We start from the raw sequence: 17,718 nt of genomic DNA, 5'->3' as shown, positions 1-17,718 counted from the left end.
TAGTGCGGTTGTCTATTCGCTGGTTTCTTCAGTGTCAGATTCATTGGCGTGGCGGTGACTGACAGATGCTTGTGTACTGTCGGCAGCAATGGCTTTTTCTAATGCTTTCCAAGCTAAGGTCGCACACTTGATGCGTGCAGGAAACTTCGCCACACCTCCAAGCATGGAAGCATCGCCTAAGCGATCGCTTTGGGGAATGTCGTTTCCTTGGACGAGCTCAGAAAACAAGCCTGATAGTTCACCAGCTTCTGCTAGTGTCTTACCGATAATCGCATCCCCCATCATGGATGCACTGGCGGTACTGATGGAACAGCCTTCGCCAGTAAACGCGATGTCTTTGATGGTGTCTCCTTCGACAGCGAGCTCCAAGTGGATCACGTCGCCACAGGTAGGGTTATTCAATTCGACTTTGTACGTTGAATCATCCAAGGTGCCCCGATGATGTGGGTGGCTGGAATGATCCAGAATGACTTGTCGATACAAATTATCTAATTTCGTTAGTGCCATGTTGGAAAAACTCCTTCGTCAGCTTGATGGCGTCAACCAGTCGATCGGCGTCCTCTCTTGTATTATACAGGTAAAAGCTGGCCCGTGCAGTCGCTGGGACTTGCAAATAGGTCAAGAGGGGTTGGGCACAATGATGACCTGCCCGTACCGCGATGCCTTCCATGTCTAAAGCGGTGGCAACATCATGAGGATGGATGCCTGCTAGATTAAAGGCGATCACTCCCGTGCGTTTTGCTGCTTCTTGGGGACCATAGATGGTCAAACCTTCAATGGCTTGCAGTTTGGGCAAAACGTAGGCAGCTAAGTCTGCTTCATGGGCGTGGATGTTTTCTAAGCCAATTTCTGTTAAGTAATCGACCGCTGCACCTAAGCCGATCGCGCCGGCAATATTTGGTGTGCCCGCTTCAAATTTCCACGGCAGTTCTTTCCACGTGCTTTCTTGCAGATGGACAAAATCGATCATTTCACCGCCAAATTCGACGGGCTCCATTTGATCCAGCCATTGCCGTTTGCCGTATAAGACACCGATGCCAGTTGGTCCGCACATTTTATGGCCAGAAAAGGCATAGAAATCACAATCCAGTGCTTGGACATCAACTGCCATATGTGGAACAGCCTGAGCACCATCCACCACCATGACGGCTTGGTGCTGATGCGCCAATTTGGTTAGCTCCGCAATCGGATTGATCACGCCTAAAACATTGGAAACGTGCGCGATCGAAACGATGGCGGTTTTGTCTGTGATCTGTTTCTTGGCATCTTCCATGTCCAAGGTGCCTTCTGGCGTCAGCTGGATATATTTCAAGGTAGCTTTTTTTCGGGCTGCTAATTGTTGCCAAGGGATGATATTGGAATGATGTTCCATATAGGAAATCACGATTTCATCGCCTTCATTGACAAAACGGTCGCCGTAGCTGCGGGAGACCCAATTTAAACCAGTGGTCGTCCCTCGAGTAAACAGCACTTCCGCCGTCTCACTCGCATGGATAAAACGGCGAACCTTTTCTCGTGCGCCTTCATAGGAATGGGTCGCCCGTTCTGCGAGGGTGTGGACCCCACGATGAACGTTGGCATTGTCTTGATGGTAATAATCGGTGATCGCCTGCAGCACCGCCTCTGGTTTTTGCGTAGTGGCGGCATTGTCGAGGTAGATCAATGGTTCGTCATTTACGAGCTGATCCAAGATGGGAAACGCTTGTTTCACTTTTTGGGCATCGATCATGCGAGCAACTTCCCTTCGATAACGGCAACCAATTCTTGTTGCACTTCTTTGACTGGGATCGCGGTCAAGACGGATCCTAAGAAACCACGAATCACCAAACGTTCCGCTTCTTCTTTGCGCAACCCACGACTCATCAAGTAGTACATTTCTTCTGGATCGACCCGTCCCACACTGGCTGCGTGTCCGGCTGTTACTTCGTGCTCATCGATCAAAAGGATTGGGTTAGCATCGCCACGGGCTTGGTCTGAAAGCATTAGGACACGGCTTTCTTGTTGCGCGTCCGCTCCTTTGGCTCCTTTTAAAATGTGTCCGATACCGTTAAAGGTTAAGACGCCGCGTTCTCTGATAACGCCGTGTTGCAGGATATGACCAATGGAATGCGGTGCTTTATTGGTGACGCGGGTATCGATCCCTTGTGTTTGGCGTCCAGCACTGATTGCGACCGCTTTGACTTCCGAATGCGCGCCTTCGCCTACAAGATCAGAATCAAAGTCTGCCACGACGTCGCCGTCATTCATGACTCCGATCGCCCAATCTACCATCGCATCTCGTAATACGTAGCCGCGACGATTCATGTACGTAGTAATGTTGACACCTAACTGATCAATCGCAGAGAATTTGACCTTCGCACCTGCTTTGGCGATCACTTCCACTACGATATTGCCAGACAGTTTTTTCGCTTGGTCGCCTTTGGTTTGGAAACGTTCCAAGTAGCTGAACTCACTGTGTTCATCGGCAACGATCAAAATGTGTTTGAAGAAATGCGCTTGACTATTGCCATTGTGGTAGAAAATCGCTTCAAGGGGTTCTTCGATCACCACGTTTTTTGGTACATACAAGAACATGCCGCTATTCATAAACGCCGCATGTGCTGCGGTCATTTTGTCTTCGTCCATTGGCACTGCTTTGGTCATGTAGTATTGATTGACCAACTCTGGTACTTCTTTCATTGCTGTAAACAAGTCGGTAAAGATCACGCCTTTGTCGATCAGCTCTTGCGGTAATTGCTCAAAGATGGTGGTATCATCGAACTGAACGAGGGTCGGATGGTTATCCATCGCGTCAAAGGCGGGAACTGCGCCTGCCACTTCTTCTTCTGACAAAGCGTACTCACCAGCAAGTGCTTGTTCGTCGATATTGAACAATGGCCAACGCTCGTAACGCACCCGCTCGATTTTTGGAAACGCAAGTTCATCCACTTTCGCAAGGGCTGCTTGGCGTAATTCCAACATCCATTCAGGCTCTTCTTTTAACGCTGAAAAAACGTTGACTTGTTCAAGATAATCCTGTAATTTTGCCATTTACCTTGCCTCCTTACGCTTCTTCTTCTTTGTAGTCGATCCCTAACTCTTTACTGATCCCAGCATAGCCTTCTGCTTCTAGGCGTTTGGCTAAATCTGCCGAACCGGTCATCACGACACGGCCTTCCATCATGATATGAACCACGTCTGGTGTGATGTAGTTTAACAGACGTTGGTAATGGGTGATGATCAAAGCGCCAAAGCCTTCGCCGCGCATTTCATTGACGCCTTTTGCTACGACTTTCAAGGCATCGATATCTAGACCAGAGTCGATCTCATCCAAAATTGCAAAGGTTGGCTCTAGCATCAACAATTGTAAGATTTCATTTCGTTTCTTTTCTCCACCAGAGAAGCCTTCATTCAGATAGCGTTCCGCCATTTCTTCGGGCATATTCAATAAATCCATTTTTTCATCTAATTTTTTCAAGAAATCCATGACAGAGATTTTGTCGTCTTCGTCACGTTTGGCATTGATCGCTGCCCGCATGAATTCCGCATTGGTGATGCCTGGAATTTCACTTGGGTATTGCATCGCCAAGAACAGACCTAAACGAGCTCGCTCATCCACTTCCATTTCCAAGACGTTTTCGCCGTCGAACAAAATTTCCCCTTCTGTCACTTCATAATTCGGGTTGCCCATGATGGCAGCGGACAAGGTTGATTTCCCTGTACCGTTTGGTCCCATGATGGCATGGATCTCTCCAGTTTTTAACACTAAGTCAACGCCTTTTAAGATCTTTTTATCTTCGATTTGGACGTGTAGATTTTTGATTTCTAAAACTGACATTTCTTTCCCTCCAGTATCTTTTCTTTCTCACTATTTTAGACTAATTGAGAATGAACTTCAAACGCTATTCCCGACTTTTTTAAAATATTTCTAATCTGTACATTGGAATTATTATAAAGTATTACATAGAGATAGTACATGGTTATTGTCTGTAATGCTAGAAATTTTTTTGATTTGTTGTAAAAAAGAAAAAGGAATACGACATTGGCTGCCGCATCCCCTACCTTCACTTCTGCTGTGCCCATTCTTCTCGCAAGATGCCATACTTGATGGAATCATAATAGGTGCCTTCCCAGAAACGGACTTTGCGGATCTGGGCTTCTTTGGTCATCCCTAGCTTTTCTCCTAGTTTCATCATGCGGTGATTGCCCGACCACGTGGTATAACCGACACGCTGGATATGAGGCTGTGATTCAAACAACTCATTGATCCACTGGCGAATTGCTTGGCTGCCAATGCCTTGATTCCAAAGGGAAGCATCATAGATGGCTATCCCGAATTCCAACCACTGCTGCAAGGTATTGTCTTCCCAGTAAGCGGTCGCGATTCCCACGATTCTTCCTTGATAGCTGATCGCTTTACGTAACGAGTTGTCGATACAGCTAGCGCCAACCCCCGTTCGAAATTCTTCCCACGTCAACACGGGGTCTTGGAAATACGGTCCGTCCCATTTTTTCCATTCTAAATCTGCCTTAGGCCCATAGCTGATCGACCAAAGTTCAGCAATCATTTCTTCGGTAATCGGTTGAAGTGTGACTGTTTCTGCCATCTTCAAGCCCCCCTTTCTCCTAAAAAAAGTCGTCTCCTTTATTCGTAGACGACTTTCTTTCTATTTTATCTGAAATTTCCGTAAGTTTAAATAAAGGAGTCCGAAAAAAAGGACTGGAAAAAGAGTAAAGCCAAATTGCGGCTTCAAAATCAAGGCGACAAAAACGGCAACAAACAAACAGGTTGCTAACAAACTAACAGGCCATTTTTTCAGGGTGAAGAAAAGTGCGGTACGCAGGACATCTTTCTTAGCAGCTTTTGGATTACGCACTTGGAAGTACCACGCGTTGATACTAAGAGCTATGGAAAGCATCCCTAACAAAAGAAAGAAAGGAACGAGCCATTTGCCACTTTCAAATTGAATCGCAAACAGAATATCCACGATCGCAATGACACTCCCCAGCCAGCCGATGAGCCAATAGAGAAACCCGCGCACGGCAAAGGTTCGTAAAAAGTAGCAGAAATCTTTTACTGGATCAATGTCTTTGTGTTCTGCAAAGCGATCGATCGCAGCCAGGAGGCTGATCATACTTGGACCAATCAGCAAGAGTGCCAATGCAAACCAAAGGAGATTTCTAGGATCGACTGCCAAGAACATTGCCGTGAGGGTGTAGGGTGTATTCACGACCCAAAAACTGATATTCAGGGCAAAGCCAATATAAAACCAGCGGAAGATCCGCATGTAAAGATTGTTTTCAAAGGTAGGCTTGGTAAACATGATTGATCACCTCAATTTTTCATTCCCGAAGTAGCGATTCCTTCTACGAAGTATTTTTGCATTGCTAAAAAGACGATCGCCACTGGCAAAATGGAGACCACAGATGCTGCCATGATCAGGGCGTACTCGGCATCATATAAGCCGACAAACATTTTCAACCCTAACTGAATGGTTTTGTTTTCGGTTGAGGAGAGGTAGATAAATGGTCCCATATAATCATTCCATGTATTGACGAAGGTGATGATGGTCAGACTCGCTAAAGCGGGCTTCGTCAGTGGTAGAATGATTTTTCGATAGATCCCCCACTCACTCAAACCATCGATCCGCGCACTTTCACACAGTGAATCAGGAATACTACTATAGTATTGTTTCAACAAAAAGACGCCAAAGGCACTGAAGGCTTGTAAGAGGACCAAAGACCAAAGCGTGTCTGTCAGCCCGAACTGGCGCATCATGATGAACTGAGGAATCATATAGGATTGCCAAGGAATCGCAATCGTACCGATGTATGTCAGAAACAACAGGTCGCGTCCTTTGAAATGCATCTTCGAAAACCCATAAGCCGCAAAGCTAGAGGTAAACAGTTGGATCAAGGTAATGATGACGCTCAAAAATGCTGTGTTCTTGAAAAAAGTCAGCAAAGGAATGCGATCCCAAATCACCGTATAGTTTTCTGGGTGCCAACTTTTTGGAATCCATTGGATCGGTACGCTAAAAACATCGTTATTGGTCTTAAAAGAAGCAGAGATCATCCAAAGAAACGGGATCAGTGTCACTAACGCGAGAAATGTTAATAAAAGAATCAAGGAGACACTGCCGACCGACAGCTTGGCTTTTTGTTTTGGTTTGGCTTGAACATTCTTTTTACTCAGTGTATTTTCCATCTGTACTCCCTCCTTACACCCGTTCTTGTCTTTGGTTCCACTTAAACTGGATCACCGTGATGCCCAAAACGATCACAAACAAGACCATGGCGATCGCAGATGCGTAACCAAAATTAAATTTCACAAACGCTTCGTTGTAAATTTGATACACCAAGACATTGGTGGCTCGACCGGGTCCGCCGGCAGTCATGACTTGGACCAAATCGAAGATCTTGAAACAGTTGATGACCAGCATGATCGAAACAAAGAAGGTCGTTGGTCGCAATGACGGCAACGTCACGTTGCGAAACTGCTGCCACTTGTTGGCGCCATCGATCGAAGCCGCTTCATACAATTCCTTTGGCACACTTTGTAGCCCTGCCAAGTATAAGATCATGTAATACCCCATGCCACGCCAGACGCTGACTATGATGATCGCCGTCAAAGCCCAATCAGAGCTAGAGGTCCAACCAGGAGGATTTTCAATAAAAAATTTCAAAAACTGATTGATTGGTCCCATCGTTGGGTGAAACAACATGTTCCACACGACAGCGATCGCAACTAACGAGGTGACGTAAGGAAAGAAGAAGGCAGTACGGAAAAACTTCATTCCACGTACTTTTTTATTCAATAAAATCGCTAAGCCTAAGGAACATACTAACGTCAATGGAACGACGCCAATCGTATAGAGAAAGGTGTTCTTTAACGAGATCCAAAAGGTGTCGTCCCCTAGCATTTTGCTGAAATTTTTCATTCCCACAAATTCAGGCGAACTAAAGGAATCCCATTCCATAAAAGCCAGAATCAATGAGAACACAACTGGCACTAAGGTAAATAAGAAAAAGCCGATAAAGTTCGGTGCAATAAAAGACAGCGCGGTTAGCGTATTTTTGCGTTTCAACTTATTGGCTGCTTTTGATTTTGAGGTTATTTCCATATTTGTCTCCTGCTGCTTGCCAGCAGGCCCCCTTTCATTAATAAAGAGAAGGAACTTTTTTGCCCAAGTCCCTTCTCTCGTTAGGACTATTCTGTTTCAGATTTCACCCTTTTTTCCATATTCGCAATGCCTTCTTTTGGTGTTTCATCCCCTACAAGAATCAAGTCATGTTCTTCTTGCAAGATTTTGTCGATCGCTGGTCCATTTTCATCGACAGGAAACTCGATCGCGACGGTTTCTGGATTGAAGGCTTTTTTCGATACTTCATCGGCGGGCATGCCTTCACGGGAAAAGTAAAGTTCATCAATAGCGTCAGTCTTATACGAAGGAACGACACCGACTTCTGCTAATACTTTGGCGCCTTCTTCACCAGAACAAAAGTCTAAGAATTTTTGCGCAGCTTCTTGATGTTTTGAATTTTTATTGATGGCAAAAGCAGTTGGAGAACCAAATGTCGTTACTTCCCCTTTTTCATTTTGCGGCATTTCCGCAATGCCCCACTCAACATCTGTCTTGCCATCGTCGATATTGGTCATCAACGCTCCCATATACCAAGTTCCCATGTACATCATGGCTGCTTTTTCATTTTCAAATTGTGATTGATACGTAACTTTCGTTGATTTTGCTGTTCCAAAGTCCATTTGCGCTTTTTCGTCTTGCATCCGCAATGCACGATCATAGTACGCTTCCAAGTAGTCGTATTGAGGATCGATCAAGTTGGCGCCATTTTGGGCAGCTGCAATCGCTTGGGTAGTGGAACGCCACGTGTGTTGATACGCACCATAAATTTGTTCGTCTGGTTTTGTTAGCTGCTTGGCAAGCTCCTCATATTCGTCCCAGGTGATGTTTGATGGGTAGTCTAAACCTGCCTCATCGAACATTTTTTTGTTATAATACAAGACCCAAAAATCCGTCCGATACGGTTGTGCATAGGTTTTGCCTTCTACGTCATACATGTCATAGCTTTCTTGCGCTGGGGCAATATCTAATGATCCGATATGGTCGGTGAGATCCACCAATTGGTCCCGCAACGCATAATTAGAGTAAGAAAGTAAATTTTTCATGGTCAAAATATCTGTCGTATCTCCTGAAGAGAGCATCGTCGTCAGTTTGGTATCATAATCATCTGAAGCAATATCGACAGGTTCAACGGTAATGCCCGGATTCGCTTCTTCAAAGGCACGGAATAGTTTTTCGAATTCAGGTGTCGTATCGTAATTCCAAGTGGTTACGGTCAATTTGATGTCGCCATCTTCAGAAGCAGCGGAATCATCTGTCGCTCCGCCTCCACACGCTGCCAAGGCTGCGATCGTCCCAAACATCGTTGCTGCTAATAAACTTTTTTTCAAAAAGTGCATGTTCATTCCTCCATTAAACATTTTTTTAAAGGGTCGCCCCTAAAACTACCAATAGGAATACCAACTTTGTGACACCCGCATCAGCGCTTCCATATAATAATAATCGCCCCAGATCATGCATTCATCGACCCCTTTAAGGGAATTCTTGTCATAAACCCCATGCATCAAAAGTCCGTTTGATTCGGGATGGTCGATCGTTGTATAGTTTTGGGCTAACGACGCCAAGATCGCCAAGGCGTTTTCCTGATAGGCGGCTTGGTTTGGCTGCGTGATCGGTAAATGTTTCGCCAGTTCTAGCAAGCCACAGACTGCGATGGCGGCGGCCGAACTATCCCTTTCTTCCTGACTACCATCGTTAAACACTAAATCCCAATAACTGACCTTGTCCGCCGGTAATTCCGCAATAAAGTAATCCGCAAGGTCTTGAGCAGTCTTCAAGAAACTGGTATCACCGGTGTAAAGGTAACTCAGCGTAAATCCGTAGATTCCCCACGCTTGCCCTCTCGCCCAGCAGGAATCATCGGCATAGCCTTGTTGGGTATTGCCGCCGATCGCCGCTCCAGTTTCAACGTCGAAGTAATAGGTGTGGTACGTCGTGGCGTTGTCTCGCACGATGTATTTCTGGGTCTGCTTGGCATGAGCATAGGCTGCTTGTTTGTAGGATTCATCCCCCGTCATTTGGGAAGCAAAATACAATAGTGGCAAATTCATCAAGCAATCAATAATGATGCGCCCCCGTTGTTGCGGATCATCGAGATTGCCCCACGCTTGAATGATTTGGGCTTTGGGTGAGTAACGGGCCATCAATAGATCGGCGGCGGCAATCGCGAGTTTTTTCGAAGATTCCCGTCCGTTCACTCGATAGTCGGCAATCGCAGTCAAACTATACAAAAACCCGATATCATGGGTTTCTAGTCCAATTTTTTGCTCCAGTCTTTCTTGGAAAGAGTGCAGCTGTTTTTCGATGGTTTCATCAAATTCTGTTGATCCCGTCAGTTCTTTACTCAAAAACAACATGCCAGTCCAAAAACTCGCCGTCCAATCATGGTTGGCTTCTGGTCGATAGACAAGCTGTTCACTTGCTGCAGGTGGGACCAACGTGTCAAAGGTCTTAGTATTCTTTCTTACTTGATTAACGGTGAAGTCGATTTGCTCGGCTACCCATTGTGATAGCTGTACGTCATAGCTGGTTTCCATTTTTTCCTCCTATTCGCTCAACCTGGATCATATGTCCGGATTGATTGATCGTAATGTTGTTTGTTGTCACTTCGACGGTCACTGCTTGTTCTTGTTCTTGTGGAAGCAAGCCGATGACGAGGGAAACGAACAGGTGCTTTCCCGCTTGTCGTTGAGCAGTTAAATACGGCAGCCACGTTGCAGGATATAAGAGGTTCGTATTTGGCTCCGTTCGTAAGACATCGCTCGTTTCATAGCCAGCGATTGCCTCGATTCTCGAATAGCCGATCGATGTTCGTACCGCAGCGCTGCTTGCGGTTTTTTCAGTGATGGCAGTTGCCTCTTTCGGTGATGAAAACCCACCCTCATAGAAAGAAAGGGCGCGCTGAGAATTGATCTCATGAATGCGAAGGTGACTGCCTATCAGTGGAATGATTGTTGTTTTTATCTGGACGTCTTCCCATGGATTCCATTCATGAATGATCCGATCAGGTAAAAGCTGATACTGGCGATCCAATCCTTTGGTGCGAAAGTAATGGTCATCTTCTGATAAAGCCAAAGTGTTGTCATAATTTCCTTCATAAAACCAATAATTGCTCTTGGGCACGCTATTGCCAAACGTCGTTGAGTAGACAAATTTGCTATATTTGCTGCTGGCATGACTTTGATAGTTGATACATTGTCCTGCAGGAAACATCAAGGCATGCGTCAAGTCTTGATTGTGTTGATAAAAGTTCTTACTGATGGGATGAGCCAGTGTTCTTTCAGTGATCACTAATGGCGTTGGGGTGGCTTGCCAATAGGGATGCTCCTTTGGTACCGCTAACAAAAGAAAGGTTTTTAACGCCCAATAAGGTGAACCTGGTGCATTGTAGCCTTCGGCAAAGATCAGATTCTGGTACGAATAGCCGACCGTCAGTATCCCTTCGGAAGTAAAAATGTCTTGCTGCATCCACTGATGCAGGTGACGACTGATCAACCCTTTGACCTCTCCCCATGGCAATGCTTCAACATCCGCAAAAACCAATGCGCTGAAGAAAGAAACTTGCGCAAAGCGATACGTCAAACTTCGACCAAAAGGAACGGCAGCTCCACCTGCTGCAAACCAATGCTTGAAGGTTTGAGCAAACTCGGTGGCTCGTTGTTTGAACTTCCTTCCCCTTTCAAGATCCTCAGGGACAAATCGACAGTACAGAAGACTATAGTAGTGGATCGCAAAAGATACATAGTAATCGATTTGAGTGGCTACTCCGTCACAGTACCATCCTTCCCCTAAATAAAAGGTCTCGATCAATGCCAAGTCAGCATCGATCTTTTCTTGGGAAAAGCTGCTGCCACAACGCTTCATGGCTACATTGACGAGAACCCGAAAGAAATGCCAATTGTTTGCGGGAATTTCTCGTTGATTGACTTGGATCAGCCACGCATGGAGATTATCTTTTTGGCGTTGGGATAAAACATCCCACGTTTTTTCCTTGTTTAATAGTAAAAAGGTACTTAGCGAAGCCATTTCCACGATTCGTTGGTCGAAGTCTTCCACAACACCCCAATAATCGGGACTCTCTGGATCTGTACCCGCAATAATTCCTGAGAGATAGGTTTCCATGAATGAATCTTCTTGCTGGGTTAGATAAGGCGCGAGTCCCCAAAGCGGTCGCAAGAACGCTTCAAGTTCCTGTACCTCTTTCTCATAGACAGTCCCATGGCTGCCTAAAGCCAAATGACCAGGACGACTGCTTGCAAAAGCGGGTTTGAGTTGATCCATGATCGTTTTGAAGCCGGCTGCTACATCTTCATAACTTTCAAATTTATTCTTTTTCAATTGCTGCAGCTTCTGTGATTGCATCCGCATCCTTCCTTTCAATCAATGTCGCTTTAATAAACCCATAATATTCTCCGTAGATCGTCACCACTTCTTGCAGTTTCAGTTGTTGACTTTGTACATTGAATACTTGGTACTGTCCAGCCGCTGTTTCTAAAATAAATCGATCTCCTTTCTCAATATCTGCTGTTTTCGCATCACTCTTCACGATGGTGCCAGATAACTTCACGAATTCATGCAACGGGACGACACCTTGCGAAAAATCTTCGTCAGAATAACAAAGCGCTCGTTCTTTTAATTGCTTTTCGCTGCTTTGAGAAAATGCTTGTGTCTGCGTTGTTTCATTTGGAGAACAAGCAGTCAACCCTATAAGTAGACCCAGGATAAATAACGAATTAAACCACTTCATTCATGCCACCCTCATTTTTTAAAACGCTTTCTTCATTTCAAATCATACTTTTTTTTAGGAAAATAATCAATAGTTTTTCCTAAAAAAAGTAAAATTTTTACTTGAGAGCAATTTCTCTCTTGGTTTTTTTACTAAAAAGAAATATACTGAAGAGGAGAAGCATTGGAGGAGGGATTCTATGGCTACGATTACCGACATAGCGACCATAGCTGAGGTATCAATATCAACCGTATCACGGGTTCTGAACTACGATCCTAGTCTTTCAGTGACCGAAGAAACCAAACGAAAGATTTTCGAGGCAGCTGAAAAACTAAATTATACGAAATACAAAAACAAGCAAAAGCAGCGTGAACTACCAGTGGATGTACCAAAAAAACACAACAAATCGATCGGGATCGTTCAGTGGCGGATGGATGATGAAGAATTAGAAGACATTTACTATATGTCGATTCGTTTGGGTGTGGAAAAACGCGCCGCCGAACTGGGTTGTGATCTGTTAAAAATCTCCAACCTTGATGAGTCAGTGATCCAGTCCGTCGATGGCTTACTGGCAATCGGCAAGTTTACAGAAGAGCGGGTCAAGAAACTCCATGAGCTACACCCCAACCTCTGTGTGATTGGCAGTAACTTTCCACTGGATGACTACGATTCTGTCAATACCGATTTTACGCAAGCAACCGAGTTGGCTCTTTCTCACTTGATGGGACTTGGTCATCAAAAAATCGCCTTTATCGGCGCCGAGGAAAGTCAAAATATGTATGGGTATCGGCGGTACAAAACGCCAACGGTCAACACCTATGTCGATATGATGCAGCATTATCAGCTGTTTGATGAGGATTATTTCATCGTGAAAGAAAATAGTCGGTTGGATGTCCAAACGGGGGAAGAATTAACGGAGCAGGCATTGGCTTTGTGGCAAGACCGCTTGCCGACTGCGATTTTGGCAGCCAATGATGCCTTTGCGATCGGGGTCATCCATACGTTAACGGCTTATGGAATCAAGATTCCTGAAGACATCAGTGTTATGGGCATCAATGATATTTCGGTGTCCCGCTATGTCTCCCCACCCCTTTCTTCGGTCCAAGCATTTACTGAAGAGATGGGTGAAACGGGGTTAGAGCTACTCTATAACCGCATCGAAAATCCTGGGATCGCCAGACGCATCTTTTTAAGTACACAGCTGGTGATTCGTCAATCTACCGCAAAACCAAAAGAAGGCTGAGAAGCTGCGGTGTCTTCTTGCATTGATCAACGTCATTGCAAGGAAGCACCGCATCCTTCTCACCCTTTTTTTATTTTAATGGTCGTTTTGATTTCCCCTGTCTGCTCAAGCGCGTATTCGGCTTGGATCAAATACGCTTGTGCCTGTCCACCATGGTGATCTTGATAAGTGACTGGCTGTATTTGGATCTTATCACTGGTAAAACCAAGAACACAGCATGCTTTTTTTGTCATTAGTTGAACGGTCTTATTTTGCACCATTGGTGGTATGTTCGTAATAAAGTTTTCCACCACCAGATTCTTTGGTTGGTGCTCGTCAAAGACAAAATGGTCTTCGATCGTTACTTGTTGCTGCGAGACAACGAAGCGCCGCTGGTATTCAGTGACCGCTGCTTTCGGATAGAACGCACTGAGGTCTAAGTCAAATCGCTGGTCATTGACCTGCAGCACCGTTGCTTCCTCGGCAGTTGCGCGTTGGGTGTGCTGATTGATGATCGGCAGCGAATGACTGATTGCGGCTGCGGGAAAGTAGTGATAGCGCGTGTTCTCGTCAAAATACTCTTTGGTGTATTCACCAGCACCAAGGTCCGTCAGAAACAGCTCCTCCGTCGTTCCTAAGACAAAATGACCGACATCTAGATGATTGTGGCTTTCTTGATTGCTCCCCCCTTTGGCAGCAAAAAAGAGATCCTGCTGCACATCTTTTGCAACGAACCACTGCGCTTGTTCAAAATAGTGATGATACGAGGCATTCGTTTCTCGTGTGATCGCTTCGTTATGCCAATACAAATTTCGATAGCTGTGGGCAAACCGGTAGCAAGGATCAAAATTTAACGGACTGACCCCCGATAATTGGGGAACCGCCACGCCCAAATGCTCGTAGCAATAACTGACCAAGCCACTAGGCAGTTCGATCGCCGAATAATCAGAAAAAGGAATGTAATGCCCTGGAGAAATCATCGTGTAGTAAGGAAAAGCAGCAATTTTTCTGGTTTTAGGCTGCTTTAGGTAGGTATCTTCTTGCAATACTTCTGCCAACAATTGCGCATAATACAGAAAATAACCAAACCCATACGCCCAGTATCCGACACCTTCCACACAAGCCCCATCTTCGCCAAAGCTGTTGAGATAGCTTTGCATTGCAGTATCCAATCGTTTGATCATCCGCAATTGTCGCTCGCTTTTTTTCGGCAATACATAGAGCGCCGTCATTCCAAGACAGCCACCAATAACTGCGGACCAATTGTTCTCTTTTGTCTCCCACTCCCAGGTTTGCTCCTCGAAGGGCAAAAAAAGCCGTTGATTGATCTCATACAACACTCGTTCTGTGATGACTGGTGAAAGGTCTCCCCCAACCAACATCAACAACTCTGCTAAGGATTGCCCAGTTTCAGCTGCAAAAAGATCGACTGTGTGGCGCGCTTGCGAAGAAAACTGGCCATCGACAATCGGCAGATGCGCTGGCAGACACCATGTATATTCAATGCAGATTTCCCAAATCACCTGTTCCAGCAACACTTTGATCGCTGCCTTACGCTCAATTTCATAAGCAAGTCCTAAAACCACCAACATCCGTCGGCGGGCAAAATAATGGGTTTCGAAGGCAACACGGTTCCCCGATTCGAGATACTCTTGATAGCCTTGATAAGGCAAATAGGGAATCTCACCAGTGTCAAGATAAGCCTGTGCCGCCTGTAAAATTTCTTCTTTTACATCTGCTGGATTCACGCGTTTTCCTCCTGAATAGAGCATCCGAAGACTTCGATTTGGGTCAACGCTGGAAATGGTGAGGGATCGTCATTTTGGATCAGCTCATACAATTTCACCCAAGTGACCGTTCGCGACTGGAAAGAAAACCGTTGAGGCTGGCTGCTTTTGACCGTCTGCAAGATTTCTTGACTCCCATCGGAAAACGCCAACGTGACTTGTTGCCAATAGCTATCATGGGGAAAATCCGCCCGTAACGTAAGCGCACATTGGTCGATGCGGACCTCATGACCAAAGTCGATCGTCAAAGCGGCATCTACTTGTTGATTGATCCCCCATGAGCCATAGGGATAATTGCCATGAGACGTATTGGCAAAAATACCATCAATGGCGTTACAAGCGAAAAACGTCGCATCATCTCTTGTTTCAACATTGGCATGGGCATGCGGATAGGCACCCAAGAATTCTTTTTGATCATGAGGGTTTAAGGCGACGTTGCGGTAAGCCGCTAGTTCTTCTTTTGTTGCTACCCGCACACTCAAATAATGGCTTTTCCCAGCAAAACGGCCTTCTGGCGCGGCTTCTTTGGCATTTTCACTAAGATGTACGGGGTAGATCCACTCGTTGCCTTTGATGTACACCAAAGTAGTCGCCAGCGTTTCATCGAGTGTGACCCACACAAATTGTCCACTGCGTGAGAGCGAGACAACGATTTTATCTCCGTCCTCGTAACAACACTCTTGGGATGCCAACGTGACAAAGTCTTCCGCCGTCGCTTGCAGAAGGGTAGGTTCACTTTCAGGTGTTCGTTTGCCTTGTTTTACTTGATGCTTTTGGTCATAAATCGTTAAGGAAATCTGGGTCATTGCATGTAGCTCCTCTCGTATTTTCTCCATTATAGCGATGTCGACAAAAAAATGTAACTGTTTCCAGCGATTTTTTACTATTTTTTTACTTAAAATCACGAAATGCAACAGTTTCCATTTCTTTATTTTACTAAATAAAGTAAAATAACAACTAAAAGGAGCTGTTTGCATGAGAAACTTTCAAGAAGCATTAAGTAAGAACCCTCTTCGAACCAAAACCGATCTTGAAGAGGCCCTAGTTGATCTGGTCACTCCCGTATACGAATGTATGGCACAACAAGGAACTCCCGGGAGGGTCCACCTAGGAAATTCAGGAGCGGTGTACACTCAGGAAAAGGGTGACATCGAAGGCTTTTTACGGACACTCTGGGGATTGGGCCCATTGTTCAGCCAAGAAGAAGCGTGTCTTCGTTACCCAAAACTTTTTCAACAAGCCAATGCCGGGATCGTTGCAGGCACCACCCCGACCTCTCAGGAGTACTGGGGAAAATTACATGACTATGACCAATTATTTGTGGAAATGGGTGCCCTTGCTAGCTATTTGATTTTTACCAAACCCGTCTTTTGGGATCGCCTCACACCAAGAGAGCAAACGAATCTCTTTGATTGGCTCAATCAGATCAATCAGCATACGATTCCTAAAACCAATTGGCTCTTCTTTCGGATTTTAGTCAATACCTTCTTTGAAATGGCGGCATTGCCTTTTGTAGAAACCACCCTTTTGGCTGATCAAGAAGAGATCGAGAGGTATTACTTAGTAGACGGCTGGTATTTTGATGGCTATGAAAACCAAATCGACTATTATATTCCTTTTGGGATGCAATACTACGGACTCCTTTACAGTGTTCTTACCTGTCGTTCCCAATGCCTGTATCAGTTTAGCTACCGTCAAAGAGCCACTACGTTCGCTCATTCCTTTAAACAGTGGTTCACGAAAACCGGTGCGGCATTGCCTTTTGGTCGTAGTCTAACGTATCGGTTTGCGCAATCAAGTTTCTTTGCCGTCGGGGCTTTCGCCGATATAGAATATGAGGGTTTCACCAAAAACGAAGGAAAATATTTACTGTTACAAAACATGCGTTACTGGTTCCGTCAACCAATCTTTACGCAAGAAGGCTTTTTAAGTATTGGCTATGCCTACCCCAACCTAAATATGGCTGAAGGCTATAACGCACCAGGATCTCCTTATTGGGCTTTCAAAAATTTCTGTGTATTGGCAATCCCAGCGGATGCTGAATTTTGGACGCTTGAGGAGCAGGTGCCAACCTTTGCCACACAGGTGCGCAATCCACATAGTCGCATGCTTTTGGTGCATAACCAAGAAGGGACAGAATTGCAAGCTTTCACTGCGGGGCAACATTCCCACGAACACGCTCACGGGAATGCCAAATACGAAAAATTTGTCTATTCGACAACGTTTGGGTTTAGCGTGCCGAAAGCAACCGTTTTATTGAAACAAGGTGCCTATGATAATACATTGGCGATCTCAGAGGGGCAGACGGATTTTAAAACAGCTTTTGGTTACGAAGCCTTTGCGATTGAAGATGACTACGTCTATAGTCGCTGGCGCCCCTACGAGCAGGTCGTCATCGAAACCTTTGTGATTCCGATGTATCCTTGGCATCTGCGTTACCATCGGATTCAAACGGATCGAAGGTTGCAACTGGTCAATGGCAGCTTTGCAGCACCAGCTGATGGTGCTGCGCTTTCTAGTAAAGAAGGCACCTTTTATCAAAGCTCGGTTGGCTGTGTCGGTATCAAAACCTTCCCGACGCATCAAGAGGGTGCCCTCTTGATGCCAGAACCCAACACGAATCTACTTTATAGTCGAACAGTCATCCCTCAAATAAGCAAAACCGTTCTCGCCGGACAACAGGAATGGCTCGTTGCGTGTTTAGGCAATGCCTTTTCTGATCAGATCCCACCCTTTGATGTCACTATCACAGCGGACAAAATAACAATGAGCCAAGGGGATCAGAGAAAAACCATTCAGCTTAGCTACTAGCAAAAAAATGATTGGCAAATGCTAGTAGAAAAGCTACCGAAAACACCTTTC

The 17,718-nt window shown here is 45.4% G+C and carries 16 protein-coding genes; 2 read left to right on the top strand and 14 right to left on the bottom strand.

Going from position 1 to position 17,718, the window contains the following annotated elements; all coding sequences use genetic code 11:
* Positions 1–12: 12 nt before the first annotated feature.
* The 12 genes from sufU to IGI78_RS02440 all read right to left on the bottom strand — a co-directional run bounded on the left by sufU (position 13) and on the right by IGI78_RS02440 (position 11,868).
* On the bottom strand, positions 13–507 hold the full coding sequence (sufU, locus tag IGI78_RS02495; protein ID WP_142973962.1) for a Fe-S cluster assembly sulfur transfer protein SufU: 495 nt from the start codon (positions 505–507) through the stop codon (positions 13–15).
* Entirely contained in the window at positions 485–1,729 is a 1,245-nt protein-coding gene (locus IGI78_RS02490; protein ID WP_061053721.1) for a cysteine desulfurase, read from the bottom strand. The genes sufU and IGI78_RS02490 overlap by 23 nt, the downstream gene beginning before the upstream one ends.
* Complete coding sequence (gene sufD / locus IGI78_RS02485; protein WP_016619703.1) at positions 1,726–3,030, bottom strand: Fe-S cluster assembly protein SufD; 1,305 nt, start codon at positions 3,028–3,030, stop codon at positions 1,726–1,728. Before sufD ends, IGI78_RS02490 begins: the two co-directional genes overlap by 4 nt.
* Before the next feature lie 13 nt (positions 3,031–3,043).
* A complete protein-coding gene (gene sufC, locus IGI78_RS02480; RefSeq protein WP_005227367.1) occupies positions 3,044–3,817 on the bottom strand; it encodes a Fe-S cluster assembly ATPase SufC in 774 nt (257 codons plus the stop codon).
* A gap of 226 nt (positions 3,818–4,043) precedes the next feature.
* The gene (locus tag IGI78_RS02475; RefSeq protein WP_195265291.1) at positions 4,044–4,586 is read right to left on the bottom strand and encodes a GNAT family N-acetyltransferase; all 543 of its coding nucleotides are present in this window, start codon (positions 4,584–4,586) and stop codon (positions 4,044–4,046) included.
* 60 nt (positions 4,587–4,646) lie between these two features.
* A complete protein-coding gene (locus IGI78_RS02470; protein ID WP_195265293.1) occupies positions 4,647–5,303 on the bottom strand; it encodes a DUF624 domain-containing protein in 657 nt (218 codons plus the stop codon).
* Positions 5,304–5,314: 11 nt separating this feature from the next.
* A complete protein-coding gene (locus IGI78_RS02465) occupies positions 5,315–6,187 on the bottom strand; it encodes a carbohydrate ABC transporter permease (protein ID WP_005232123.1) in 873 nt (290 codons plus the stop codon).
* 13 nt (positions 6,188–6,200) lie between these two features.
* On the bottom strand, positions 6,201–7,103 hold the full coding sequence (locus IGI78_RS02460; RefSeq protein WP_005232126.1) for a carbohydrate ABC transporter permease: 903 nt from the start codon (positions 7,101–7,103) through the stop codon (positions 6,201–6,203).
* Positions 7,104–7,189: 86 nt separating this feature from the next.
* Positions 7,190–8,461, bottom strand: coding sequence for an ABC transporter substrate-binding protein (locus IGI78_RS02455; protein ID WP_369907765.1), 1,272 nt, complete (start codon positions 8,459–8,461; stop codon positions 7,190–7,192).
* 45 nt (positions 8,462–8,506) lie between these two features.
* Positions 8,507–9,658 (bottom strand): glycoside hydrolase family 88 protein, encoded by a 1,152-nt coding sequence (locus IGI78_RS02450; RefSeq protein WP_195265297.1) that lies wholly within the window; start codon positions 9,656–9,658, stop codon positions 8,507–8,509.
* Entirely contained in the window at positions 9,642–11,483 is a 1,842-nt protein-coding gene (locus IGI78_RS02445) for a DUF2264 domain-containing protein (protein ID WP_195265299.1), read from the bottom strand. The genes IGI78_RS02450 and IGI78_RS02445 overlap by 17 nt, the downstream gene beginning before the upstream one ends.
* Complete coding sequence (locus IGI78_RS02440) at positions 11,446–11,868, bottom strand: hypothetical protein (protein ID WP_195265301.1); 423 nt, start codon at positions 11,866–11,868, stop codon at positions 11,446–11,448. The genes IGI78_RS02445 and IGI78_RS02440 overlap by 38 nt, the downstream gene beginning before the upstream one ends.
* A 178-nt stretch (positions 11,869–12,046) precedes the next feature.
* Here IGI78_RS02440 and IGI78_RS02435 point away from each other — a divergent pair, with 178 nt between their 5' ends.
* Positions 12,047–13,090 (top strand): LacI family DNA-binding transcriptional regulator, encoded by a 1,044-nt coding sequence (locus tag IGI78_RS02435; RefSeq protein ID WP_195265303.1) that lies wholly within the window; start codon positions 12,047–12,049, stop codon positions 13,088–13,090.
* A gap of 59 nt (positions 13,091–13,149) precedes the next feature.
* Here the strand turns inward: IGI78_RS02435 and IGI78_RS02430 are convergent, their stop codons facing one another.
* Together IGI78_RS02430 and IGI78_RS02425 are read right to left on the bottom strand one after the other, a co-directional pair.
* A complete protein-coding gene (locus tag IGI78_RS02430) occupies positions 13,150–14,817 on the bottom strand; it encodes a heparinase II/III family protein (RefSeq protein WP_195265305.1) in 1,668 nt (555 codons plus the stop codon).
* On the bottom strand, positions 14,814–15,662 hold the full coding sequence (locus IGI78_RS02425; protein ID WP_195265307.1) for a hypothetical protein: 849 nt from the start codon (positions 15,660–15,662) through the stop codon (positions 14,814–14,816). The genes IGI78_RS02430 and IGI78_RS02425 overlap by 4 nt, the downstream gene beginning before the upstream one ends.
* A 169-nt stretch (positions 15,663–15,831) precedes the next feature.
* Between IGI78_RS02425 and IGI78_RS02420 the strand changes: the two genes are divergently transcribed.
* Positions 15,832–17,667, top strand: a complete 1,836-nt coding sequence (locus IGI78_RS02420; protein WP_195265309.1) for a DUF2264 domain-containing protein — start codon at positions 15,832–15,834, stop codon at positions 17,665–17,667.
* Positions 17,668–17,718: the final 51 nt, after the last annotated feature.

The organism is Enterococcus sp. DIV1767 (assembly GCF_050542585.1).
Lineage (GTDB): Bacteria > Bacillota > Bacilli > Lactobacillales > Enterococcaceae > Enterococcus_D > Enterococcus_D innesii.
The sequence above is the reverse complement of the archived record's forward strand: the minus strand, read 5'-3'. Positions and strand labels throughout refer to the sequence as shown.